Origin of the sequence: Thalassotalea euphylliae, from assembly GCF_003390395.1 — a bacterium.
GTDB classification, from domain to species: domain Bacteria; phylum Pseudomonadota; class Gammaproteobacteria; order Enterobacterales; family Alteromonadaceae; genus Thalassotalea_F; species Thalassotalea_F euphylliae_C.
The window spans coordinates 2,410,901-2,436,483 of sequence record NZ_QUOV01000001.1 but is presented as its reverse complement, the minus strand read 5'-3'; the positions used below and the strand labels follow the sequence as shown (position 1 = coordinate 2,436,483).

Annotated in this window: 15 protein-coding genes; 14 read left to right on the top strand and 1 reads right to left on the bottom strand. The window is 41.7% G+C overall.

The features are described from left to right. Positions 1 to 34 precede the first annotated feature (34 nt). From DXX92_RS10815 to DXX92_RS10750, 14 genes are all read left to right on the top strand, one after another. Complete coding sequence (locus tag DXX92_RS10815) at positions 35 to 496, top strand: GAF domain-containing protein (RefSeq protein WP_116000454.1); 462 nt, start codon at positions 35 to 37, stop codon at positions 494 to 496. Next, a complete protein-coding gene (locus DXX92_RS10810; protein ID WP_116000453.1) occupies positions 496 to 777 on the top strand; it encodes a hypothetical protein in 282 nt (93 codons plus the stop codon). The genes DXX92_RS10815 and DXX92_RS10810 overlap by 1 nt, the downstream gene beginning before the upstream one ends. A gap of 20 nt (positions 778 to 797) precedes the next feature. After that, positions 798 to 1,442: an RNA chaperone ProQ gene (gene proQ, locus DXX92_RS10805; RefSeq protein ID WP_116000452.1), complete on the top strand. Its 645-nt coding sequence runs from the start codon at positions 798 to 800 to the stop codon at positions 1,440 to 1,442. A 15-nt stretch (positions 1,443 to 1,457) separates the two neighbouring features. Further along, positions 1,458 to 3,497, top strand: a complete 2,040-nt coding sequence (gene prc, locus DXX92_RS10800; protein WP_116000451.1) for a carboxy terminal-processing peptidase — start codon at positions 1,458 to 1,460, stop codon at positions 3,495 to 3,497. 275 nt (positions 3,498 to 3,772) lie between these two features. Further along, positions 3,773 to 5,239 carry a Na+/H+ antiporter NhaC gene (nhaC, locus tag DXX92_RS10795; RefSeq protein ID WP_116000450.1) on the top strand — a complete coding sequence of 489 codons (1,467 nt, stop codon included), beginning with the start codon at positions 3,773 to 3,775 and terminating at the stop codon, positions 5,237 to 5,239. Between the two features lie 326 nt (positions 5,240 to 5,565). Next, positions 5,566 to 8,178: an aminopeptidase N gene (gene pepN, locus DXX92_RS10790; protein WP_116000449.1), complete on the top strand. Its 2,613-nt coding sequence runs from the start codon at positions 5,566 to 5,568 to the stop codon at positions 8,176 to 8,178. A 20-nt stretch (positions 8,179 to 8,198) separates the two neighbouring features. After that, entirely contained in the window at positions 8,199 to 8,414 is a 216-nt protein-coding gene (locus tag DXX92_RS10785; protein WP_116000448.1) for a DUF2835 domain-containing protein, read from the top strand. An 863-nt stretch (positions 8,415 to 9,277) separates the two neighbouring features. After that, the gene (locus tag DXX92_RS10780; protein WP_116000447.1) at positions 9,278 to 11,329 is read left to right on the top strand and encodes a DUF1302 domain-containing protein; all 2,052 of its coding nucleotides are present in this window, start codon (positions 9,278 to 9,280) and stop codon (positions 11,327 to 11,329) included. 10 nt (positions 11,330 to 11,339) lie between these two features. Beyond that, positions 11,340 to 12,707 carry a DUF1329 domain-containing protein gene (locus tag DXX92_RS10775; protein WP_116002389.1) on the top strand — a complete coding sequence of 456 codons (1,368 nt, stop codon included), beginning with the start codon at positions 11,340 to 11,342 and terminating at the stop codon, positions 12,705 to 12,707. An 80-nt stretch (positions 12,708 to 12,787) separates the two neighbouring features. Continuing rightward, the gene (locus DXX92_RS10770; protein ID WP_116000446.1) at positions 12,788 to 13,798 is read left to right on the top strand and encodes a WD40/YVTN/BNR-like repeat-containing protein; all 1,011 of its coding nucleotides are present in this window, start codon (positions 12,788 to 12,790) and stop codon (positions 13,796 to 13,798) included. 5 nt (positions 13,799 to 13,803) lie between these two features. After that, complete coding sequence (locus DXX92_RS10765; RefSeq protein ID WP_116000445.1) at positions 13,804 to 16,140, top strand: efflux RND transporter permease subunit; 2,337 nt, start codon at positions 13,804 to 13,806, stop codon at positions 16,138 to 16,140. A 393-nt stretch (positions 16,141 to 16,533) separates the two neighbouring features. Continuing rightward, on the top strand, positions 16,534 to 21,372 hold the full coding sequence (locus tag DXX92_RS10760) for an NAD-glutamate dehydrogenase (RefSeq protein WP_116000444.1): 4,839 nt from the start codon (positions 16,534 to 16,536) through the stop codon (positions 21,370 to 21,372). A 101-nt stretch (positions 21,373 to 21,473) separates the two neighbouring features. Further along, the gene (gene pyrD, locus DXX92_RS10755) at positions 21,474 to 22,484 is read left to right on the top strand and encodes a quinone-dependent dihydroorotate dehydrogenase (protein ID WP_116000443.1); all 1,011 of its coding nucleotides are present in this window, start codon (positions 21,474 to 21,476) and stop codon (positions 22,482 to 22,484) included. Between the two features lie 638 nt (positions 22,485 to 23,122). Then, positions 23,123 to 24,604, top strand: coding sequence for an OmpP1/FadL family transporter (locus DXX92_RS10750; protein ID WP_116000442.1), 1,482 nt, complete (start codon positions 23,123 to 23,125; stop codon positions 24,602 to 24,604). A gap of 93 nt (positions 24,605 to 24,697) precedes the next feature. Here DXX92_RS10750 and DXX92_RS10745 read toward each other — a convergent pair whose 3' ends face one another. Next, complete coding sequence (locus DXX92_RS10745) at positions 24,698 to 25,498, bottom strand: hypothetical protein (protein WP_116000441.1); 801 nt, start codon at positions 25,496 to 25,498, stop codon at positions 24,698 to 24,700. Positions 25,499 to 25,583: the final 85 nt, after the last annotated feature.

Genomic DNA, 25,583 nt, shown 5'->3' with positions numbered 1-25,583 from the left:
TCTTTAGCGCTTTTTAACGGTGTTGTTAGATTTAATGGATAAGACCGCATTTTATCAGCAGTTATACAAGCAAGTGGCTGCTATTATTGAGGGTGAGCACGACCTAATTGCCAACATGGCAAACATCAGCGCACTTTTGTTCGAGTCATTGGAATATGTTAACTGGGCAGGCTTTTACCGTCGTGAAGGTGATGGCCTAGTGTTAGGGCCGTTTCAAGGCAAAGTTGCTTGTATTCGCATCCCTCTAGGTAAGGGCGTTTGTGGCACAGCAGCAGCAACAGCACAAACGCAGCGTATCGCTGATGTACATGCTTTTGAAGGCCATATTGCTTGTGATGCTGCGAGCAATTCTGAAATTGTTATTCCAGTAAAATTAAATGACGAAGTGGTTGCGGTACTCGATATAGATAGCATCGAATACGACCGCTTTGAACAAGCAGACCAAGATGGCTTAGAAGCCATAGTGCGTTTACTTGAGCAACAAGCTGCTAGCTAATGAAAGAGTTTGTCGTTATTCACGATTACTTAGTTTCAGAAGCTGTGGTAGGCGACTGGGACGGTGAAGAAGAGCTAGTTGCTGAACGCATTAATGAAATCTATCACGCACTATACGATATGGCAGAAGATGATATTGCTCCTGAAGAGCTTATCGCTATTCTCGCGTTAGTGTGGGACACCTGGATTCCGCAAGAAGCACTTCCAGAATTAGATATGGAAGATATTTATGATTGGTGTCGACATGTTATGACAAATCGAGACCAGTACATTCAACAGTAATTGAGTATATAAGTTGTATTATGGAAACTAAAAGAACTAGCAGCAAAGAAATTATTGCCTATTTAGCAGAAAAATTTCCTGCGTGCTTTAGCATAGAAGGTGCTGCTAAGCCTTTAAAAATTGGCATTTTCCAAGATTTAGCTGAGCAATTAAGTGAAGATGAAACGGTCAGTAAAACACGTTTACGTCAAGCACTTCGTCACTACACTAGTAGCTGGCGTTACCTGAAGTCAATTAAAGTTGGCAGTCACCGTGTTGACTTAGCTGGCAACAATGCTGAAGCAATTGATGAAGCGCAAGCAGAGTACGCTGCGAAGACACTCAAAGAAAGCCAAGATAAATTTGCTAACAAAAAACAGCAAGACAACAAGGACAAAAAGCCTTATAAGGGTAAGAAGAACAACAATGCACAAGCTACTGGCGACAACAAGCGTAGCCAGAAGTTTAAAGCTGTTAAATCACCTACTAAGCGTGCACCAAAACCAGCGGTTGAGCTAAAGCCTGTAGAATCAACTACAATAAAGGTCAACCAACAAGTTAAGGTGCGAATTGGCCAAGCACCAATGAACGCGACAATTACAGAAGTAGCAGGTGATGATATTAGTGTTCAACTTGACTCAGGAATGGTGATTAAAACTCACATTCAAAATATTTTCTCCGAATAATATGAGGTAACTGGCATGCAAAAATTTTGTCGTATAGCACTTGCCATATCGCTAGCATTTTCTGCCAATGTAATGGCAGAGAAGGCTCAAGAACCTGACGCTCTTCCAACGTTAAAACCTGAAAGCCAACACGCTACCGCCAGTAAGCGCATTACGGCACAATTTACCCGTGCCCATTACAAGCAAATAAAAGTTGACGATCTGCTCTCTGAGCAGATTTTCGACCGCTATATCAAGCAACTTGATTACGCTAAGAATGTTTTTCTAGCGTCTGATATCGAAAAATTTGCCAAGTACCGCGATGATTTTGATCAAGTGATTGCTCGTGGCAAGCTTGATATTGCATACGAAATCTACAACTTGAACCTTCAACGTAGATTAGAGCGTTATGAGTACGCGCTGACATTGCTAGAGAAACCATTCGACTTCACGGTTGATGAAGTTTATGCCTATGATCGCGAAGATGCCTCAGCGCCGCAGAGCATTGAAGAGCTGAATGAACTTTGGCGTCAAAAAGTAAAGTATGATGCCTTGAACTTAACGCTTGCTGGCAAAGAGTGGGAAAAAGTCCAAGAAATTCTTGGTAAACGATACCGCTATGCTATTCGTCGCTTAAAGCAAAGTGAAAGCGAAGATGTTTTCCAAATTGTGATGAATAGCTTTGCTCGTGTTGTTGAGCCTCACACCTCTTATTTATCACCGCGCAATGCTGAACGTTTCCAAATGGAAATGAACCTTTCACTTGAAGGTATTGGTGCTGTGTTGCGTGCAGAAGAAGACTACACAGTTATTCAAAGCATTGTGAATGGCGGCCCAGCTGATAAATCAAACGAATTAAAGCCTAAAGATCGCATTGTTGGTGTTGCACAAGACCAAGACGATTTTGTCGATGTGATTGGCTGGCGCTTAGATGATGTTGTCGACTTAATCAAAGGGCCAAAAGGTAGTAATGTGCGTTTACAAGTGCTGCCTGGCGATTCAGATGATTCATCGAATATTAAAGTTGTCTCAATTGTTCGCGATAAAATTAAGTTAGAAGACAGAGCTGCTAAGTCTGAGGTCTACTACGAGCATGACTTAGAGCAAAGTGGCAAGAAGCTTGGCGTTATCACTATTCCTAGCTTTTACAACAATTTATCACGCGATGTGAAAAAAGAACTTGAAAAGCTTAAGTCTGAGAAGGTCGAGGGCGTTATTGTTGATTTACGCGGCAATGGCGGTGGTTCGTTAACGGAAGCAACGTTACTAACTGGCTTATTCATCGATAAGGGACCTGTCGTTCAAGTTCGCGATGGTGCGAACCGTGTGCAAGTCAACAGTGATCGCGATGGTTTTAGCTATTATGACGGCCCGTTAACCGTAATGGTTGATCGCTACAGTGCGTCAGCTAGCGAAATATTCTCTGCGGCAATTCAAGACTATGGCCGCGGTGTTATCGTTGGAGAACAAACCTTTGGCAAGGGCACTGTGCAACAGCACCGTGGGCTAGGTCGAGTATATGATTTGTTTGATAAGCCGTTTGGTAGTATTCAGTTCACGATCGCTAAGTTTTATCGCATTAACGGTGGTTCAACGCAACATCGTGGTGTAACGCCTGACATCTTATTCCCATCGGCAATTGACCCAGCGGAGTGGGGCGAGAGTAAAGAAGAGAATGCATTGCCTTGGGACCAGATCGCCAAAGCAAAATACCGAACGCTTGATGATATTACCACGGATGTTTCATATCTTGACTCATTGCATCAAGAGCGTATCAAAGCGAATGCTGAATTTAACTATTTGCTAAGTGATATTGAAGAATATAAGCAAGAGAAAGACGACAAGTCGATTTCGCTTAATCTAGTTGCACGTAAAGAAAAACGTGAAGCGCGCAAAGCTAAACAGCTCGTAAGAGCAAATGAACGTTTGGCTATGCTAGGGCTAAAAACCGTAGAAAGCCTAGACGATCTACCTGATGAGCTTGATGAAATCGATCCTTTCTTAGATGAAGCGGCGAAAATCACCTACGATTTAGTTGCATTGGGAAAAGTGGCAAAAAATAAAGTCACTCAATAATATCAAAGCGCAGTCTAACGAATAAAACGCCATTTAGCGGTTAGCTAGATGGCGTTTTTCTTTGTTAATTCCTAAGAAACGCCTTTGCATAGAGCACTAGTGTTTATATTTTTATACAGCAAAAGCGAATAGTTATTGGCAAACATTTCTTTGCACCGACAAATTTTAGTATAATTGCTTTAATAAATGTCTTGCAGTCACCGACTTGTCTAGGCAGATTAATACATCTCGCCGCCCCGGCGAATATAATAATTATTTCAGGGTTTATATAAATAATGTCACAACCTCTTGATTCGCAGCCTAGAATCCCGAGCATGCTGGATGCATTTATTCCGATAATTGCACTGATTGCCATGCTTTCTACCGCAGTAGTTTATTTTGGTGATAACTCGTCTTATGGTCCCAACCAAATAGCCTTATTAATCGCAATGGGTATTGCGATCATCATTGGCTTAAAAAATGGTTTTGATTGGCACTCTATTGAAAAAGCCATTGTTAACGGTATTTCATTGTCGCTCAGTGCGGTTTTGATTTTGTTAGCCGTTGGCTCGCTTATTGGTACTTGGTTATTATCAGGGACCGTGCCAACGCTGGTTTATTTTGGTCTGCAAATTATTGACCCCAGTTGGTTCTATGCTGCAGCCTGTGTGGTGTGTGGTATTGTCGCCATGAGTATTGGTAGTTCATGGACTACTGCCGCCACTGTTGGTGTTGCTTTTATTGGTATAGCAACTGGTTTTGAAATGTCGACCGCCGTAACTGCTGGTGCGGTAATTTCTGGTGCCTATTTTGGTGATAAGTTGTCGCCATTATCTGAAACAACAAACTTGGCACCAGCGGTAGCTGGTACTGAACTATTTGCCCATATTCGCAATATGCTATGGACAACGGTACCTTCAATTACTATAGCGTTAATTTTATTTTTAATTATTGGTTTTGATCATTCAGGGCAGGGTACAGGCAATACTGACAGCATAACTACGCTAACTTCTACGCTTGAAGCGACCTACAATATTTCAGCGTTAAATCTTATCCCGTTAGCTGTGTTATTAACATTAGCATACAAAAAAATGCCAGCGTTTCCTGCCGTATCGGTAGGTGCCTTAATTGGTGCTGTGTGGGCAGTGATTTTTCAACAAGAGTTAATCGCGACCATGGCCGCCGAGGGCGTTGAAGGTGTCAAGGCAACTATTATGGTGGTTTGGACAGCATTTTTTGATGGTGTTACCGTCGATACTGGTAATGCCAACATTGATGAGCTGTTAAGCCGCGGCGGCATGTCAAGCATGCTTAACACTATCTGGCTAGTGATGACGGCGTTGAGCTTTGGCGCAGTGTTAGAACATTTGGGGATGTTACGTCGCTTTGTTGATGCCATTTTAGCCGCGGCTAAATCAACCGGTAGTTTGATTGCCAGCACAGTGGCTACCTGTATTGGTACTAACCTAATTACGGCCGATCAGTATATGGCAATAGTCATGCCTGGTCGCATGTACAAAGAAGAATATGAACGCAGAGGCTTCCATCCAACGACGTTAAGCAGAACATTAGAAGATTCTGGCACTATCACTTCGCCACTGATCCCATGGAATACTTGTGGTGCATTTATGATGGGGGCATTGGCATTAGGTTCTTATGAGTATATTTTTTACTGCTTCTTTAATATTATTAACCCAATACTAGCGATTATTTATGGTTACGCTGGCTTTAAAATGAATAAAATGTCTGAGCAGCCTGCCTAGCGTCAATGGCGCTAGCATGAATAATTATCTATTTTAATTTGTAAAGGCCTGCTTCGAGCAGGCTTTTTATTCGAATTTTTCGTAAGTTATAGCAATAGAATTAATGAATTGAGCAATTATGGCGCAGGAAAAAGGTTCATAAACACAGGTTTTGTGCTCCCAGCAAAACCTAAGTACCTACATCCATGTATGCAAGGTGTTATTTTTTGCTAACTAGTTGTTCTAATTTCAAAAATAACAACGTAGTTAATGAGCGTTTTAACCAGCCAGAATGATTAAGTAATTAATGAAATTGGTATTTTTAAAAACACATTTCGAGACAAGCTATGTCAGAGTTTACTGCCAAATATTTAGCTGACTATTTACCGTCAGATTTTACCATTGATACCGTTAATTTAACGGTCGAACTTGATGACAATCACACTCGTGTCACTAACACGCTTGCTATCAAAAAAGCGAATTTTGAACAAAACCAACTCATTTTAGATGGTGAGCATCTTAAGCTCGTTAGCGCGAAAATTAATGGTGAGCAACTAACAAGTGATGCTTTTGAACAAACTGAACAGCAGCTTACCATCTTCAATGTACCTGATGAATTTACGTTAGAACTAGTCACTGAAATTGACCCTGCTAACAATACCGCACTTGAAGGCTTGTATAAATCTGGTGGTGCGTTTTGTACGCAATGTGAAGCAGAAGGTTTTAGGCGCATTACTTACTATTTAGATCGCCCAGATGTGATGGCAATTTTTACCACTAAGGTGATTGCTGACAAAGCGACATACCCGTACTTACTGGCTAACGGAAATCCAGTTGAGCGTGGCGAACTTGCCAATGGCAAGCACTTCGTGACATGGCATGACCCATTCCGTAAACCTTGTTATTTATTTGCACTGGTCGCGGGTGATTTTGATTTACTCAAAGATGAGTTTGTGACTCAGTCTGGCCGCAGTGTTGCTTTGGAAATTTTTGTTGATCGTGGCAACAAGCATAAAGCGGTTCATGCAATGGACTCACTGAAACGTTCGATGGCATGGGACGAGCAAGTTTTTGGTTTAGAGTACGACCTTGATATTTACATGATAGTCGCCGTTGACTTCTTCAATATGGGAGCGATGGAAAACAAAGGGCTGAACGTATTTAATAGCAAATACGTGCTAGCAGATAAAGACAGCGCCACCGATACAGACTTCTTTAATATTGAAGCGGTTATTGCACACGAGTATTTCCATAACTGGACGGGTAACCGTGTTACCTGTCGTGATTGGTTCCAGTTAAGCTTAAAAGAAGGGTTAACGGTATTTAGAGATCAGCAGTTTAGTGCTGACATGCACTCAAGTGCGGTAACGCGTATACAAAATGTTAAGTTATTGCGGGCTCAACAGTTTGCTGAAGACGCCGGACCAATGTCGCATCCAATTCGCCCTGAAAAAGTGATGGAAATGAATAATTTCTACACCTTAACGGTTTATGAAAAGGGTAGTGAAGTGATTCGCATGTTACATACCTTGCTAGGTCAACAAGGCTTTAGACAAGGTATGGATTTGTACTTTAAACGTTTTGACGGCATGGCAGTGACTTGTGACGATTTTGTCGATGCTATGGCAGACGCAAATGGCAAAGATTTATCCTTATTTAAACGCTGGTACAATCAATCAGGTACACCTGAGCTCACAGTAACGCAGCAATTCGATGCAGAGCTTAATAAGTTCAAGTTAACCATTGTACAGCATACTCCGCCGAGTGAAGCGCAACCTGAAAAACGCCACTTGCATATTCCAATTAACATTGAATTGATTGACCCTGTTACGCAACAAGTGACGAATCAATTGTTGGAATTAACTGATGTACAACAAACATGGCAGTTTGATGCTAGTAATCAAACTATTGTTGCGCTGCTTGGTGATTTTTCCGCGCCGGTTAAAACACATTTTGAACAATCGGTTGAGGAGTTACTGTCAATCATCGAGCTGGGTGACAACAGCTTCTGTATTTGGGATGCCGGTCAAAAGATCATGGCACAGGAAGTTGCATTCTTGCTGGCAAATCAAAGTGCTAAACCTAGCGAGTCAATCACGCGAATGATGGCTGCGGTGATGAAAGCTGATTATGATGACGAATTTAAGGCGCTAATGCTAACGCTGCCGTCTTTTGATGAGCTCGTTTCTGGTCTAGATAAAGTTAATCCGCAACAGTTGTTAAGCGCAGTTGGGCAACTGAAATTATTTATTGCTCAGCAATTTGATGAAAATTTAATTGGGCTTTATCAAACGAGCGAACAATTAATTCAGAACACAGACGGTGACACAGACGACCATACAAACGAAAGCACAGAAGGCAAACAAGTCGCTGCTCGCTCTTTAGCAAACACCTGTTTAAGTTATTTAAGTATGTTATCTAAGTACCATCACATAATTGAACAACAGTTTACGCAAGCCAAAGAGATGACTAGCAAGCTTGGTGCGCTGCAAAGTGCTGTGAGGCATGCACCGCTAGAAGTTGGTGACAAGATATTGTCGCAATTCGAGCAAACATGGCTAGAAGACACCTTAGTGATGGACAAGTGGTTTAGCCTGCAAGCGAATATGCAAGTTGATACGATTTTCGAAAGGTTAGAACAGCTAATGGCGCGCGACGATTTTGCACTGACCAATCCAAATCGGGCGCGCTCGTTAATTGGTGCGTTCGCTATGCAAAATGCGCGATATTTTCATGATGCGCAAGGTAAAGGCTATCAATTCCTTGCCGAGCAGATTATCGCCATGGACAAGATCAATCCACAAGTCGCTTCTCGTTTGATCACACCGTTAATCCAGTTTAAAGCGTTTGATGAGCACCACAGTGGATTGATGATCAAAGCATTGGAGCTTATTGCGGCTCAGCCTGAATTATCGCGTGATATTACTGAAAAGTTGAACGCAGCATTACCGCAGCACTAAATAGATATAGGAAGCTTAGTGTGAAGTATTATTTCAAGGTATCTATGTCAGCGGATGATGTGATGCCTTATTACCGCGGTCAAGCGTCTACCGTTGTAGCATTTGCAACTAACGGACAGCGCATTCAATTTCCGGCAATGCATTTGCGCAAGTTTATGACGCCAAGTGGTGTATATGGCATGTTCTGCTTGGAAACTGAGAACAATAAATTTGTGTCGCTAACCAAAGTGTCTTAGCTTTTAATCAACCTTGAGTAAGTACAATATAAAACTGGCGAATAATAAAGCCACAAAGAAAAGCAGTCTATGAAGCCTAAGGCTGCTTTCATTTTTCATTAACTTGCTATGGATATACTAAAGCAACCTTTGAACCTAGCCATTCAAAGCAAATTCATTCTTGAACAAATCATTATTTAACGTTTAGCGCTGATATAAACTAAGACTCTTACACCTCCTAATTTATCGAGCTAAACCGCTATATCATTCGTCAAATATTCTAAGCGTTTGAATATAAATCACTATTTCTCTTTACCACCTTGTAGTAAATAAAAACTAAGTCTTAGAGTATATATTTCAAACAGTTTTTATATTCACTAGGTTAATTGTCACTATACACAGCGTTCAATATTACCCACGAAATGCTGCGAAAGCCTTTTACGACAGTGATTTAGTGTTCAATTTAACACCAAGTTAATAGGCGCCTGTAACTAGAAAAAGCCTGTTTGAACAAATTATTTTCAATCAAATGGAATTTCGTAGAGTATATACTTTAAACAAGAGGGGGCATTTATTTGTTCGAAGTGTCATTGTTTATTTTAGTAGGCGGTAGACAGCACAAAGCCCACAAAGTGGTCAGTCCATCCAATGGCTTTTGTTTAAAACAGATGTTTTAAACATTGATTTGGTTATTGTGAAAGCCAGTCTGTAAGTCTTTAAAAATAAGTGTATTTAGGAAAAATATTTGCGCTTGCCTGTTCTGATAAATGATGCAATTATGGTTTTGCGCACAAGAATCGTGAGCAAAAAAACAACAAGCACTAGAACAATAAGAATTTATAAAAAGTAGATAATACTTTGTTTCAGGACTGGGGAGAGATTGAATGAAACATAGCCCTCGTATATCTTTTTTTAAGAAACCAATCGCGCTAAGCGTTGCTGCTGCCTTAGCAGTATCTATTACACCAAGCGTTAATGCCGCAATATTTGAATTAGGTGATTTTGAAATTACCTTTGACTCAACATTTTCATTAGGTACCAGTATTCGCGTTGAAAATCGCGACTGGGCAAATCACGTCAGTAAACCAAACAACGTGAACAATGGATTTGACTTTAGCAGTTACCATCCTGCATTTAACCCAGTACCAAGTGGTGCTGATGTCTGGAATGGTGAAGGTAAGTATTCGTCAAACAGTGACAATGCAAATCTTAACTTTGATGCTGGTGATGCATTTTCTACCATTTTCAAAGGCACGCATGAGCTAGATATTCGCAGAGATAACATGGGTGTGTTCATTCGTGGCCTATACTTCTACGATTTTGAAATGTCGGACGAAGATAGAGCCTGGACAAATACCTTAACTGGCCGTACCGACGATCCTTGTCGTGACTCTATTGCGGAAGAGCAAGTTTGTAGTGACTTCCGTATTCTTGATGCCTTCTTCTATGGCGATTTCGATATTGGCGAAATGCCATTCTCAATTCGTGTTGGTCAACAGGTTATTAGCTGGGGTGAGAGTGCACTAATTCCGCATGGTATTAGTGAATTAAACCCAGTAGATATTGCTCGTTTAAGAGCACCAGGTGCAGAATTAAAAGAAGCTTTCATCCCGTTTGGCGCGGTATGGGGTTCATTAGGCGTAACAGAGAACTTTAACATTGAAGCCTTCTATCAGTACGACTGGGAAAAAACCGTAATTCCAGCAGCGGGTAGCTACTTCGCAGGCAACGATTTTGCGGGTGACGGCGGTCACTTCAATAACGTTCAGTTAAACTTTGCAAGTAACCCAGATATGGATCTTGATTACTTAATCGGTAACCTAAATGGCTTAGGCGATGCACTACGCAGCGGTGATCCAGCAGTAGCTGCGGCAGCCGCAGGAATTTACCTAGCGCACGGTACAAGATTAACGCTAAAAGCACCGGGCAATGAATCGCTTGTACGTCCAGACAATGGCGGTCAATACGGTTTACGTCTTTCTTGGTTCCTACCTGAATTGAATGACTCTGAAATTAGTTTGTACTACATGAACTACCACAGCCGTCGTCCATTATTCTCAGGTGTTGTTGCAGACTTTACAGCGCCTGCTATTGGCGCTGATTTAGCCTTTATCGCACAAAACCAAATTACCTATGATAACTACGCTGATTTGCGTGGCTTCTCTAAAGTAGAGTTAGACTACCCAGAAGACATTCAACTATATGCATTTAGCTTTAATACTACAGTAGGTGCTACAGCGGTCGCGGGTGAAGTAAGCTACCGTCAAGATGAGCCACTACAAATTGATGACGTAGAGTTACTATTTGCTGCTATGCCGCAGCAGTTAGCCAACGCTGGTATTCGTCCAGATCTAAACGGTATTTCGCAGATGGACATCTTTGCACCAGGCGAGCGTGCTGAAGGTTTCATTTTATCGGACACGTTACAAGCACAGTTTACCTTAACTCACTTATTCGGTCCTATGATGGGCGCGGATCAGGTAACGGGTTTACTTGAAGTTGGTGGTGTTAATATCAACGATATGCCGGATGAAGATGTACTGCGCTTAAATGGTCCTGGTACAGCAAGAAATGGCGGTATCGCAGGTATTGAAGGTTTAGAACTTGCCGTTCAAGATGGTGTTGAAACCAACCCGTTCCCAGATGAGTTTTCATGGGGTTATCGAGCGCTATTGAAGCTTGATTTCAATAACGTATTCGCGGGTATCAACGTTTCACCACGTATCGTATTTTCTCATGATGTTGAAGGTATCACGCCTGATCCATTGTTTATGTTTATTGAAGATCGCAAGTCTGTAGCATTTAGTCTCGACTTTGATTATCAAAACCGTTGGTCTGGTAGTTTTGGTTACAATGCCTTCTTTGGCGGCGTAGGCACGACTAACATTCTTGAAGATCGCGACTTTATTTCGTTTAGCGTTAAGTATTCAATTTAAGGAAGTAATGATAATGAAAAAACTCACCTTATTATCTTTAGCCGTATCGCTTGCGGTGAGCAGCACGTCAGTGTTTGCCAAGGTTTCGGCAGACGAAGCTGCCAAGCTAAAAACAGAGTTTACACCGATGGGGGCAGTGCGCGGCGCTAACGAAGACGGTTCTATTCCTGAGTGGACAGGGGGTATTACAGAGTGGCCAGCTGGTTACAAGCCAGGTGACCATCATCCTGATCCGTACCCAGACGATAAAGTTCTGTACACAGTTACCGCTCAAAACATGGGCGAGTACAAAGATTTGTTAACACCGGGTCAAATTAAGTTATTTGAAACATACCCGGAAACATTCAAAATGAATGTTTATCAAACGCGCCGCTCTGCATCATATCCACAACACGTTTATGATGAGTCAATTAACAACGCATCGCGCACTGAGTTAGTAACAGGCGGTAACGGTATTGCAAATGGTGCTGTTGGTATCCCATTCCCAATGCCGCAAAACGGTTTAGAAGCTATTTGGAACCACATCTTGCGCTACCGCGGTGTTTCTATGCAGAACAAAGCGGGTCAAGCGGGTCCTACGGCAAGTGGTGATTACACCTACATCGGTTTTGATCAACAGTTGATGTTTACCTACCACGAGGAAGGCGCAACACCAGCAGAGCTTGAAGAGTCGAATATCGTTTTCAAGTTTAAGCAAAAGGTAAATAAGCCAGCACGTATCGCCGGTACCGCATTGCTTGTTCATGAAACCATGGATCAAATTAGAACGCCACGCCAAGCATGGACTTACAACACTGGTCAACGTCGTGTACGTCGTGCACCAAACGTTGCTTATGATGCACCAGGTACAGCGTCAGATGGCTTGCGTACAACCGATGATTTCGATATGTACAACGGCGCACCAAACCGCTACAACTGGACATTAAAAGGCAAGCAAGAATTGTTGATTCCATACAACGATTACCGCTTACACAGTGACAGCCTAAAGTATGATGACATTCTTCAGCCTGGTCATATCAATAAAGATCTAGTGCGCTATGAAAAACACCGTGTATGGGTAGTAGAAGCTAACTTGAAAGATGACACACGTCATATCTACAAGAAGCGTGTGTTCTACATTGACGAAGATAGCTGGCAAGTAGCGGTTACTGATATTTATGATAACCGAGATGAATTGTACAGAGTGGGTATCGCTCATGGTATAAACTACTATGAAGTGCCAACACAATGGACTACATTGGAAGTTTTCCATGACTTGCAAGCTCGCCGTTATATCGCTATTGGCTTAGATAACGAAGAGTCCATGTATGACTTCAGTGTTAAGCTGAAAGACAAGGTGTTTACACCTGCAGCCTTAAGACGAGAAGGACGTCGTTAATCACATTTGATTAGCGATGAGCGGCTGGCACCGGGCCAGCCGTTTTTGTTTATAACTAGAAAGAAAGCGTGGTTTTAGGAATGAAGAATGTATTTGCAGCGGCACTATGCTGCGCATTAGCGACAAAGGTTTATGCTGTTACCGAGCCTATGCCTGCGATACAAGCTCCTCTAGCGAGTAAATCTCTACTATTAGATATTCACCAGATAGAACAAGGACAGTTAGTTGCTGTGGGCGAGAGAGGGCACGTACTCCTTTCTACTGATGGCGAAAACTGGCAACAACAAGCGGTGCCGGTGCAATCAACACTAACTGCGGTCACTTTTGCAGATGAAGATCATGGTTGGGCTGTTGGTTACGATGCAACCATATTGGCCACAACTGATGGCGGTGCTACTTGGACTATTCAGCAATACTTACCTGAAAAGCAAAAGCCTTTGCTTGATGTTGTATTTAAAGATCAGAACAACGGTGTTGCTATTGGTGCTTACGGTTTGTTTTATCGCACAACTGATGGCGGTAAAAACTGGGTAGAAGAATTTCACGGCGAATTTTTACCTGAAGAAGACATTGAGTACCTCAATGAGCTCAAGATGGAGGACGAGGAAGCCTACCTTGACGAGCGAGGCAGTATTTTACCGCACTTTAATAAAATGGTCATGGATGGTCGCACATCATATCTCGTTGGCGAGATTGGTCTAATCGCAAAAAGTAATGATTTTGGCCAAAGCTGGCAGCAATTCGATCCTATTTATGAAGGCTCATTTTTCGATATCGAGCGAACGCAGCAAGGAAATTTACTTGCCGCTGGCCTAAGGGGCAATGTTTTTAGAAGCCTTAGAAATGGCACCCCATGGCAACATATTCCGACAGATTCCACAGCACTGATTAATGATATCGTGTTAACTGATGATGATCGCTTACTACTGTTAGGTAATGGTGGTGCATTATTAGTGAGTGAAGACGATGGCCAAAAGTTCGTAGCTTGGTCACAGCCAGATGGTAAGTCACTTATCGCTGGTGTCTGGTTTAACAATCGTCTAGTTGCCGTTTCTGAAGATGGTGTTAGAACAATAACAATCGCGAAGTAGTGTTTATGAGTATTAATTCAGCAATCAATAAAATTGAATTCGGTATTTTCCGTCACCGAGCATTCGTCTTAGCACTATTCGTGATTACGACTTTTGTGCTTTTATACCAAGCGACGCATCTAAAACTAGATGCTGCGTTTACCAAAAATATTCCACTTAACCACCAATACATGCAAACCTACCTAAAACATCAAAAAGATTTTGGTGGTGCAAACAATGTACTTATCTCTGTGTGTGATGTTGATGGTGATATTTTTAACGAACCTTTCTTTAACGCCTTAAAAGGTGTGCATGATCAACTATTCTTCATTCCAGGCGTTGATCGTATTCAAGTAAAATCACTTTACTCACCAAGCACTCGCTTTGTTGAAGTAGTCGAAGATGGTTTCTCTGGTGGCCCAGTAATTCCTGCGAGCTTTAAGCCAAGCGATGAAAAAGGCATGGCGGTTGTAAAGGCTAACATTGAAAAAGCCGGTATCGTAGGCAGAATCGTCGCTGATGATTACAGCTGTGCCATGGTTACCGCAACACTAATGGAAATTGACCCGAACACAGGTGAACCATTAGATACGTTGAAAATTGCTGAGCAATTAGAAAACGATATTCGCGTTAAATACGAAAGTGATAAGGTGTCTGTGCACGTTATCGGTTTCGCTAAAATGGTTGGCGACGTTGCCAATGGCGCTAAAAATGTTGTTACTTTCTTTGCCATTGCAATAGCGATCACCGCGGTAATGGTATTCTTCTTCTGTCGCTCTATTAGCCTTACGTTATTAACCATTGTTTGTTCACTAGTTGCTGTAATTTGGCAAATGGGTATGTTAGCGAGCCTTGGCTTTGGTATTGACCCAATGTCGATTCTTGTACCATTCCTAGTGTTTGCTATTGGTGTGAGTCACGCTGTGCAAATGATTAATTCAGTTGTTAAGCAGGTTGAATCAGGGATTAGCTGTAAGCAGGGCGCTCAAAATAGTTTCCGCGCGTTATTAATTCCAGGCGGTGTTGCGTTACTATCAGATACCATTGGTTTCATTACCTTACTGTCGATTGATATTGGTATTATTCGCGAGCTAGCGATTACCGCATCACTTGGTGTTGCGATGATCATCCTAACTAACTTGGTGTTACTACCTGTTTTGATTTCTTACATGAAATTAGAGGGTGCTAAACAGCCAGAAGCTAGCACTAAGAAAAAGTCGAATAGTAACGACGTTTGGCACATGATGGCGAAGTTCGCAACACGTGGTCCAGCGACGATTATTTTAGCGATTGTTGCAGGTTTATATGCCTTTGGTTTATATCACGCACAAAACATGAAAATTGGTGAGTTGCACGCCGGTGCACCAGCGCTTCATGAAGACTCTCGCTACAACCAAGATACCTTCTTAATTACTGATCGATACGCAATTAGTGTTGATTACATGTCTGTGATTGTTGAAACCCAACCAGACGCTTGTACTTCGTTTGAAACATTAGAAGTGATCGATCGCTTTCAATGGCACTTGCAGAATGTTGAAGGTGTGCAGTCAGCGGCAAGTTTAGCAGCGGTATCGAAAATCGTTAACGCTGGTTACAACGAAGGTAACCCAAAATGGCGTGTTATTCCGCGTAATCAACAAACATTAGTTCAATCGATTGCCAACGTACCGACCACCAGTGGTTTACTAAATCGCGACTGTAGTGTGATGCCAGTGATTCTATTCTTGGAAGACCACAAAGCAGAAACCATTAATCGTGTCGTTAACAGAGTGAAGGAAGTAGCTGAGGAGTTAAATACAGATCAACTAACGTTTAAGTTAGCATCTGGCCCAGTAGGTGTAATGGCTGCAACCAACGAAGCTGTAGAAGCCGCGCAACTGCCGATGATGTTATACGTTTACGGCGCTGTTATCTTACTTTGTTTAGTGAGCTTCAAGAGTGTTCGTGCAACCATCTCTGTTGTGTTACCGCTTTATATCGTATCAACTTTGGCGCAAGGTTTAATGACAGCGCTTGATATTGGTCTAACGGTTTCAACGTTACCGGTAATCGCACTTGGTGTTGGTATTGGTGTTGACTATGGTATCTATATCTTATCAACCATGAGTCTGCGTTTACGCGAAGGCGATAGTGTTAAGAAAGCTTACTTAACTGCCTTACAAGAACGTGGCAACGCGGTATTACTAACCGGTATTACACTTGCAATTGGTGTTTCTACTTGGTTCTTCTCTGCACTTAAATTCCAAGTAGACATGGGTATTTTGTTAACCTTTATGTTCTTGGTAAATATGTTAGCCGCAATTATTGTGTTACCAGCAATAGCCGCTTACTTATGGCCAGAGAAAAAAGCCGTCAAAAAATAATTTTATGCACCATAAATGAGGCAAAAATCTGATAAATTTTTGCCTGCATAAATAACCACGAAAATGGCCGAAAGGCCATTTTCTATTTACAGACATTGAATAAACAATTACTCGCCAATCAAGCCCTTATCCAAATTACTCTGAGAGTGAGTTATAGCTCTAAAAAATAGCTCGCAATACCTTAAATTTATTAATAAAATTCGCGCCATTGGTCTATGCTGAACAGAATAGGCTGAATAAAGTACAATTTGCTTGCTTTTTCGTAAGTTTATGCCGCTGAGCGCCCTAAAATTACAATAATATTAGCCATGAGGGATAACCTTCGAATAAGTAAAAAGTACTTTAAAAAAACACAACAATTACTCAATTCGTTTTATCCAAAAGGAAAGCGACATGGCGTTCGTAGACGGTTTACCCTCAGTTTTATTAACAAACGTAGCTCAATCTATTCAACAAAAAGTCCCAGCAGAAACAGCAGGCCTAGTCGAGCAATTCGCTCATTTACTTTACGGTAATATCTCCACCACTGACCTTGCCAACCGTAATGATAGTGACATGTATGGTGCCACTATGAGTTTATGGAATTCATTAAACGGCCATCAAGATGATAGCCCAGTGATCAAAGTGTTTAACCCAGAAGTGGCTAAACATGGCTGGAAATCAAGCCATACGATTATCGAAGTTATTGTCGCCGACATGCCGTTTTTAGTAGATTCATTAAGAATTGCACTAAATCGTCAAGGCGTATCGCCGCACTTAATGATCAACACGCCAATGCAAGTAGTGCGTGACGCGAAAAACCAAATTAAACAACTCGGCGCTTCAGTGGACAAGAAGCTTAGAGGTAGCAAAGTTGAGACAGTATTCTTCATCGAGATTGATCGTCAAGACGACAGCGCGGTGCTTACTGCGATCGCCGAAGACTTACATTCAGTTGTCAGCGACATTTCCTTAACGGTTTCTGATTGGCAACCAATGTTGAAAAAGCTGCAATCAGTTGTAGCTGATGTTAAAAAAGCAAAAGTGCCTTGCTCTGATCAAGAAAAGCAGGATTCATTAGAGTTTTTAGAGTGGATTGCAAACAATCATTTTACCTTGATGGGCTACCGCTCTTACGACATTAAAACGTTAAAAGGGGACATGGCGCTTGCAGCTAATGTCGATTCAAGCCTAGGCTTGATGAAAAACTCAAAAGGCACTGAACAACGCTTGATCTCAACGTTAAGCGAAACCGCTAGAGAAGTTGCGTTAGGTGATAGCTTACTTATTTTGACAAAAACGAATTCACGCTCACGCGTACACCGTCCAGCCCACTTAGATTACATCGGTATTAAGCGCTTTGATGCAAAAGGTAACGTTGTTGGTGAAGAGCGCTTTATCGGGCTATTTGGCTCAGCCTACTACACCAACAGCGCGTTAGATTTACCATTAATTAAGTCAAAAGTTGCCGGTGTCTGTGAATTATCAGGTTTTGCTCCAGGTTCACATGCATATAAAACATTGATCAATATTTTGGAAACCTATCCACGTGATGAAATTTTGCAGTCAAGCGTTGCCGAGTTACTGCAAAACGTAAAAGGCATCTTGCAGATGCAGGAGCGTGACTATACTGGCTTGTTTGTGCGCCGTGATGCTTTTTCACGTTTCTATTCATGCATGGTGTATGTACCAAGAGAGCGTTACAACACAAAACTAAGAATTCAAACGCAGCAGCTATTAAGTGATGCTTTTGGCAGCAAAGAAGAAGTTGAATTTAACACTTACTTCTCAGAATCAGTACAAGCAAGAACTCACTACATTGTCCGTGTCGATCACACAAAAGCAGATATCAACGTGAAAGAAATTGAAAAGAACTTGAATGAAGCGGCCCGCAGTTGGGATGACAAATTATCGGCCTTGTTGAATTCTCATAAAGGTGAGTCGGTTGGCAAGGCATTAAGCCGCAAATATTCTGCATTCCCGCAATCTTATAAAGATGAAGTGATGCCAGGTACAGCGATTGTTGATATCGAGAAATTAGAATCGGTATGTGAAAGCTGTCCACTAGAGATGCTGTTCTACCAACCACAAGAAGAAAAGTCGGGTAGCCGTTTTGTTAAATTAAAACTATTCCACAAAGGTGAGCCGTTACATTTGTCTGACGTGCTACCTATGTTGGAAAACTTTGGTTTACGTGTTATCGGTGAAAGCCCATATGCCATTCGTACTGCAGACGGTGAAACTTGTTGGATTCTAGACTTTTCGATGTTGTTAACTGGCGATCGCGCTTTCAACTTAGAACAAGTTCAAATGTTATTCCAAGATGCTTTTGCAAAAGTATGGGCAGGGCAGTTAGAAGACGATGGCTTCAACCGTTTGATTCTAGGTGCAGGGCTAGCAGGTCGTGAAGTATCAATCATTCGTGCTTTCGCGAAATATGAACGCCAAATTGGCGGTACATTTAGTCAAAGTTATGTGGAAGACACCTTTGCTCGTTACCCTAATTTAGCTGAACTATTGGTTAAGCTGTTTAACTTACGCTTTAGCCCGAGTGCAAAGCGCACTGAAAAAGCAGTTAACAAGGTACTTGATGACATTGAACAGTCACTAGATAACGTCGCTAATCTTGATGACGACCGTATTATTCGTCGTTTCGTTGAAATGATTAATGCGACCATTCGAACAAACTACTTCCAGAAAAATGCGAGTGGGCAAGAAAAGTCTTATATCTCATTCAAAATTTTACCTGAAGAAATCTCAGAAATGCCGCTACCTATGCCTAAATTTGAGATTTTTGTTTACTCACCGCAAGTTGAAGGTGTTCACTTACGCGGTGGTAAAGTGGCTCGTGGTGGTTTGCGTTGGTCTGACCGCCGCGAAGATTTCCGTACTGAAGTTTTAGGCTTAGTAAAAGCGCAGCAAGTTAAAAATACTGTGATTGTGCCTGTTGGTGCGAAAGGTGGTTTTGTTTGTAAACAATTACCACTAGGTGGTACCCGACAAGAAATCTTTGAAGCGGGTCAAGAGTGTTATAAAACCTTCATTCGCGGTTTATTAGATATCACAGACAACATCATCAAGGGCGATATCATTCCGCCAATTGATGTTGTTCGCCATGACGAAGATGACCCATATTTAGTCGTTGCAGCAGACAAAGGTACTGCAACCTTCTCAGATATCGCTAACGGTATCTCTGATGACTACAACTTCTGGATGGGTGATGCTTTCGCTTCAGGTGGCAGTGTCGGTTACGACCATAAAGGCATGGGTATTACTGCAAAAGGTGCTTGGGAATCGGTTAAGCGTCACTTCCGCGAAATGGATATTGACTGCCAAACAACTGATTTTACAGCGATTGGTGTCGGTGACATGGCAGGTGACGTATTTGGTAACGGTATGCTGTTATCTAAGCACATTCGCTTACAAGCTGCGTTTAACCATATGCATATCTTTATCGACCCAGATCCTGTTGCAGCACCGACTTACAAAGAGCGTGAGCGCTTGTTCAACATGCCAGGTTGTACGTGGGAAGATTACAACAAAGAGTTGATTTCTGAAGGCGGTGGTATTTTCAGCCGCGCAGCGAAATCAATTAAGCTTACACCGCAAATTAAGAAAATGATCGGCACGCAAAAGCAAAGCATGGCGCCGAACGACTTAATTAAAGCCATTTTAAAAATGAAGGTCGACTTACTTTGGAATGGTGGTATTGGTACTTATGTTAAAGGCAGTGGCGAGACTCATTTAGAAGTAGGTGACCGTGCTAACGACGCATTGCGTATCAACGGCAGCGAGCTGCAAGCTAAAGTTGTAGGTGAAGGTGGTAACTTGGGTTTAACTCAGCTTGGCCGTATTGAATACGCAGCTAATGGTGGCCGAATTAATGCAGACTCTGTTGATAACGTTGGTGGTGTAGATTGTTCGGATAACGAAGTCAATATCAAAATTCTGCTTAACGGTTTAGTACAAAGCGGTGACTTGACTGTTAAACAGCGTAACAAGTTACTTTATGACATGACTGATGAAGTATCAGAAATCGTGTTGAAAGACTGTTACGACCAAACTCACTCATTATCTATTACGGCAATGCGCGGCGCTGATCAATTAAAAGAGCAAACTCGCTTTATTCACGAATTAGAGCGTGATGGCAAACTTGATCGCGCTTTAGAGTTTATTCCAAATGATGACGAAATTGCTGAGCGCCTAGCGCAAGGTAATGGTCTTACACGTCCAGAACTTTCAGTACTGCTTGCTTACAGCAAAATGGTATTAAAAGAAGACTTAGTTTGTGAAGAAATCACTAGTAACCCATATCACGATCGCTTACTGATTGGTGCATTCCCTGGTCTATTACAAGAAAAATACAGTGCGCAAATGCAAGATCACCCGCTACGCGCTGAAATTATTGCCACTAAACTTGCTAACAAGCTTGGCAACGACATGGGCTTTAACTTCGTAAACCGTATGCAGGAAGAAACTGGCGCAAGTGTTGCTGAAGTTGCTAATTGCTACACCATGGCAAGTGAAGTATTTGAAATGGGCGCAGTATGGCAAGACATTGCCGCGTTAGACAACAAAATTGAAACGTCTGTGCAAACTGAAATGTTGTTCCAACTGCGTCGCAATGTTCGTCGCGCAACGCGCTGGTTCTTGAGACACCGTGACAAGGGCATGGATATTCAACAAGCGATTGATTTCTATCGTCCAACGTTTGATGCATTAGCGAAAAACTTAAGCAAATACATGGCTGCTGATGAAGTAGAGCAGTTGGTACACGTTGAGTCTGGTTTAGTTAAATCAGGTGTGCCGAAGAAAACAGCTAAGCGTATTTCACAGCTAAGTACATTGTTCTCAGTAATGGATATTGCAGAGATTGCTGCAATTGATGGTCGCTCGATTGAGTTTGTTGCAGAGCTTTACTTCAAGCTTGGTGACCGATTAGACCTACATTGGTTCTTAGATCAGATCACTGCACAGCCTGTTGCTAACCACTGGCAAGCACTGGCAAGAGCGTCATTTAGAGAAGAACTTGACTGGCAGCAGCGAGCTATTACTATTGTCGCCTTGAAAGTAGATGCTAAGAGCAAAAACTCAGATGATTTGCTTGAGCAGTGGTTTGAACAGAGCGCACAACCACTTGAGCGCTGGCGTCATATCTTGGCTGACTTTAGAATGTCGCCAACGCATGAATTTGCTAAGTTCTCAGTCGCATTAAGAGAATTAATGCTACTAAGTTTACATAGCGCGGCGTAAGCCAAGTTAATCTATTAAAGTCCCTGCTAAGCAGGGACTTTTTGTATTTAATTCATAATTTAATTTATAACTTAACTCATAACTTAAACAAGAGGAAAACCATGTTGTATTCGGCGATTCGAAAGATGATGTTTCAATTTGATCCAGAAGCTATTCACAACTTCACAATCAAAGGGTTGCATGTAACCGGAAACTCACCATTAAAAGCCGTATACAAACAAACTGTGCAAGATAAGCCAGTGGAAGTGATGGGCATTCGTTTTCCTAACCCGGTAGGTTTATCTGCCGGTCTTGATAAAAACGGCGAATGTATTCAAGCCTTTGCTGCGATGGGGTTTGGCTTTGTAGAAATTGGTACGATTACGCCTAGACCTCAACCGGGTAACCCTAAACCACGTATCTTTCGGTTAGAAGAAGCTAATGCTGTGATTAATCGTATGGGCTTTAACAACAAAGGTGTTGATTACTTAGTAGAGCAAGTGCGAAAAGCTAATTTCAAAGGCGTTTTAGGCATTAATATTGGTAAAAACAAAGATACACCAGAAGAAAATGCGAAAGATGATTACATTCACTGTATGCGTAAGGTGTATGACTATGCCAGTTATATTACCGTTAATATTTCTTCGCCAAATACGCCAGGTCTGCGCTCATTACAATATGGTGAAGCGTTAAATGAGTTACTTGCGGCTTTAAAAGTTGAGCAAAAATCGCTTGCTGAGCAATACGGTAAATATGTGCCAGTTGCAGTAAAAATTGCACCAGATTTAACGCAAGAAGAAGTTGAGGGTATTGCTGACTGCTTAAAAGCGAATGATATTGATGCGGTCATTGCGACTAATACCACGCTTGCTCGTGATAAAGTTGCGCATTTGCCACATGGCGATGAGCAAGGCGGTTTAAGCGGCGCTCCAGTCAAAGAACAAAGCACGATTGTTATTAAGCAATTGTCGCAAGCTTTAGAAGGGCAGTTACCTATTATTGGTGTTGGTGGTATTCAATCAGCTGAAGATGCCAAAGAAAAGCTTGCCGCAGGAGCTTCGTTGGTTCAAGTCTATACTGGCTTTATCTATGAAGGGCCCAAACTGGTTAAAGATATTGTTGATGCGTTATAAGTGAATCATCACGCTTATCTAGTAAAAGTTAGCAATCGCTAAGTTTTACTAATCCCCTTTAAGTCTCAGTTTTACGCAAAGCTGGGGCTTAAAGCCTACTCGACATAGCGATATCAGGGTTGAAATTAACCCAATTGCAATTCATGAGTGCTTATTACTTTCAGTAGTTAACCATAAATCCTACACCCTAGTTTACCTCACTTGAGGTTATTTCTTTTTAGGTTTTCTCACTTTGATTTTCTTAATGCAGCTGATGAATAAATATTCGATTTACAGTGTGTTTTATGCATAAAAGTTGAACAGGTTTAAACTTGTAACTACATTTTTAATAACTCATTAACGTTGTAATTGCCCATTTAATTTAAAGATTTTACGCATTGATTTTGTAGTTCCCAGAGCTCACTAAAAATAAAGGTGAGTGTATTTAATATACAATAATGTGTTGTTTATAAAGCATAAAAAATAATCTTTACTTGCTAGTACTATACTTTGTCGAATGAGCTTGAATAACGAAAATACAATATGGCTACATATTGTTCGTAAATATTAATTATCGTTCAAATAGTATAAATAGTTGTTTGAAATATTATTCATCAGATATAAGATGAAATTGCATTACAACAGTATTACAACAATTTATGCAGTATAAAAAATTATCAATAATTATTAGTTCTCTTCTTCTTTCATCTTCATTTTCTCAAATTACCCAAGCCGCAGGCTTTAAAATTTATGAACAATCAACTAGTAGCATGGGCAATGCTTATGCAGGGCGTGGTGCGGTAGTTGAAGATGCTTCTATCTTGTATTCCAATCCTGCTGGGTTAACAAAACTGCCAGGTGCTAGCTTATCCATCGGTGGTGGTTATATCTTTGGTCAGTCTGAATATTCTAATGTGTCGGCCACCAACGTACTTGGTCAGCCTGTTTCTGGAGAAACCAGCGGTGACTTTGATATTAGTGAGGTGGTGCCATATGCATTTTATGCCTCACCGATTAACGATGAATGGGCATGGGGTGTAGGTCTATATGCTCCTGCCGCAATTTCAAGTACTTACGACGAAAACTTTATAGGCCGAAACTTCGCACAAGACACTGAACTAACCATTATCAGTTTACAGCCAACACTCGCGTATCAAGTTTCCGAGCAGTTCTCGGTAGGCCTTGGTATTAGCATTTCGTATGCCGAAGGGCGCTTAACCGCCTTTAAAGATATCGGTGGCCTTTGTGAAAATGAAGACTTTATTAATGCTGCCTATGCGCCATTGGGGTTAGGTGATGTTCACAACAGTAACTACTGCGATATTCAATATGAGCTAGATAGCAGCGACTGGGCAGTCAGTGCCACATTAGGAGCACTATGGCAGCCAAGTCGTGAAACCAGTATCGCTTTTGTTTACAACTCCGCAATTGATTTGACCTTAGCAAATGATTTTGAAATTACTAATGTGCCTATTGTTGGCGCGGCAGCTGGAGGGCATGATGATTTATTTGTCGTTGCTCCAGAGTTACCAGCCGTTGATTTAAACACTGGCTTATTGGCTTCGTCACCGCTTGAAAAAGAAGCGGCGCAAATGGACTTAACCCTGCCACAAAATTTTTCAATTAGTGTTGATCAAGTCTTGTCTCCTGAACTATCGGTACAAGCATCATTGCAATGGATGGATTGGAGCGAGTTTGACAATATCAGCATCATTAGCGAACAAGAAACTGGCCCTATTTCGCAAGTAACTGAGGCTGACTTAAATGAAGATGGCTACATTGCTTATATACCAGAAAAGTGGGAAGACACTTTTGCATTAGCGCTAGGAGTAACCTACCAGTGGTCGCCTAAGGTCAAATTGAAAACGGGTGTGGCATATGACACTAGCCCAATTCCACAAGAGCGAAGAACTGCACGTATTCCAACTGATGATCGAATTTGGTGGACGATTGGTGGCAACTGGCAACTAAATAGTGATTGGACGTTAGACTTAGCCTATGGCTATATGTGGATGAAAGACACTAGCATCAATGAATTTGAATACAATGTGCAAGATCAGCGTATAACCAACGCTAATTTAACCGCTGACTATGATACTAACGTTCATCTATTGTCTGTACAGCTAAATTACTGGTTGTAGTTTAACGTTAGTTGCACAAGTTCAACTGAAAAAATGCCAATCATATGATTGGCATATTTATTTTTTAAAAGAATTTACTCGCAGAACCTAACGCTATTGCGCAGGTGTTGGCGTAGCCGCTGATTTGGTTGTTGAAGCGCCAGCAGCAGGGCGTTCCATACGCTCAATCAATAGCTTTACTGATGTATCAAGCTCAGCAACCATAGTGGCTAACTCTATTTGTTGTTGATCGCGACTCGATGATTTGTTTTCTAAGCTGGATAACTGACTAGCAAGCTTTTCGATTTCTTGTTTAACCGACTGAGCCTTACCTAGTTGATCGGTAAGTGCATTAATATTAAATGCCGTTGCGCTTTGCTTATCGCCTAACTCAATAATCGCCGTTTTGTTGGTGAGAATTTCTGTGTTGGTTTCAGTTAACTTATTGTCGGTTTTGATGGTTTTAGAGCGTAGCTCTTTAATCTGTGATTGGTTTTTACGCCACGCCGATGCCCACAGCTTATCCATCTCACTCCATAACTTATCAGTCTTTTCAATTAAGCCTTCGAGTTTCGCGCGCATCGCAACCGTTGATTCACCCATTTCTTCATCAGTTGCCGATAGCTGACGCTCTAAATCAAGAATACGATTCTCTGCGGAAATAAGCTCCTGCTCGCGTTTTACATCTTGTTGAAATGCCCAATAACCACCAGCTGCAATCACGCCGTAAATGATGAGGTTATTTAAAATACCTAAAGCAGAGCTTTTCTTTGGCGCAGGTTGACTTGGCTCTGTCGGTGCGCTTGGCGAAGGTGATGAACCCGCTTTGCTTGGTTTTTTCGTACTGCGGTAGGCTTCAACCTGATCAAGATCAGGCTTAATACTTGGAATATTTTCGTCGATTGGGTTAGTCAAAACAGGAGATCCTAACTGTTTTACCGGGTTTATGGCTTAGATGTCACTACTTTAAAGTAATTTTCACTAAAAATTAACTGACAAG

Excerpts from the sequence above, each read along its gene's own strand:
- DXX92_RS10815 (WP_116000454.1), top strand. The coding sequence starts at position 35 with ATGGATAAGACCGCATTTTATCAGCAGTTATACAAGCAAGTGGCTGCT.
- DXX92_RS10810 (WP_116000453.1), top strand. The coding sequence starts at position 496 with ATGAAAGAGTTTGTCGTTATTCACGATTACTTAGTTTCAGAAGCTGTG.
- proQ (WP_116000452.1), top strand. The coding sequence starts at position 798 with ATGGAAACTAAAAGAACTAGCAGCAAAGAAATTATTGCCTATTTAGCA.
- prc (WP_116000451.1), top strand. The coding sequence starts at position 1,458 with ATGCAAAAATTTTGTCGTATAGCACTTGCCATATCGCTAGCATTTTCT.
- nhaC (WP_116000450.1), top strand. The coding sequence starts at position 3,773 with ATGTCACAACCTCTTGATTCGCAGCCTAGAATCCCGAGCATGCTGGAT.
- pepN (WP_116000449.1), top strand. The coding sequence starts at position 5,566 with ATGTCAGAGTTTACTGCCAAATATTTAGCTGACTATTTACCGTCAGAT.
- DXX92_RS10780 (WP_116000447.1), top strand. The coding sequence starts at position 9,278 with ATGAAACATAGCCCTCGTATATCTTTTTTTAAGAAACCAATCGCGCTA.
- DXX92_RS10770 (WP_116000446.1), top strand. The coding sequence starts at position 12,788 with ATGAAGAATGTATTTGCAGCGGCACTATGCTGCGCATTAGCGACAAAG.
- DXX92_RS10765 (WP_116000445.1), top strand. The coding sequence starts at position 13,804 with ATGAGTATTAATTCAGCAATCAATAAAATTGAATTCGGTATTTTCCGT.
- DXX92_RS10760 (WP_116000444.1), top strand. The coding sequence starts at position 16,534 with ATGGCGTTCGTAGACGGTTTACCCTCAGTTTTATTAACAAACGTAGCT.
- pyrD (WP_116000443.1), top strand. The coding sequence starts at position 21,474 with ATGTTGTATTCGGCGATTCGAAAGATGATGTTTCAATTTGATCCAGAA.
- DXX92_RS10750 (WP_116000442.1), top strand. The coding sequence starts at position 23,123 with ATGCAGTATAAAAAATTATCAATAATTATTAGTTCTCTTCTTCTTTCA.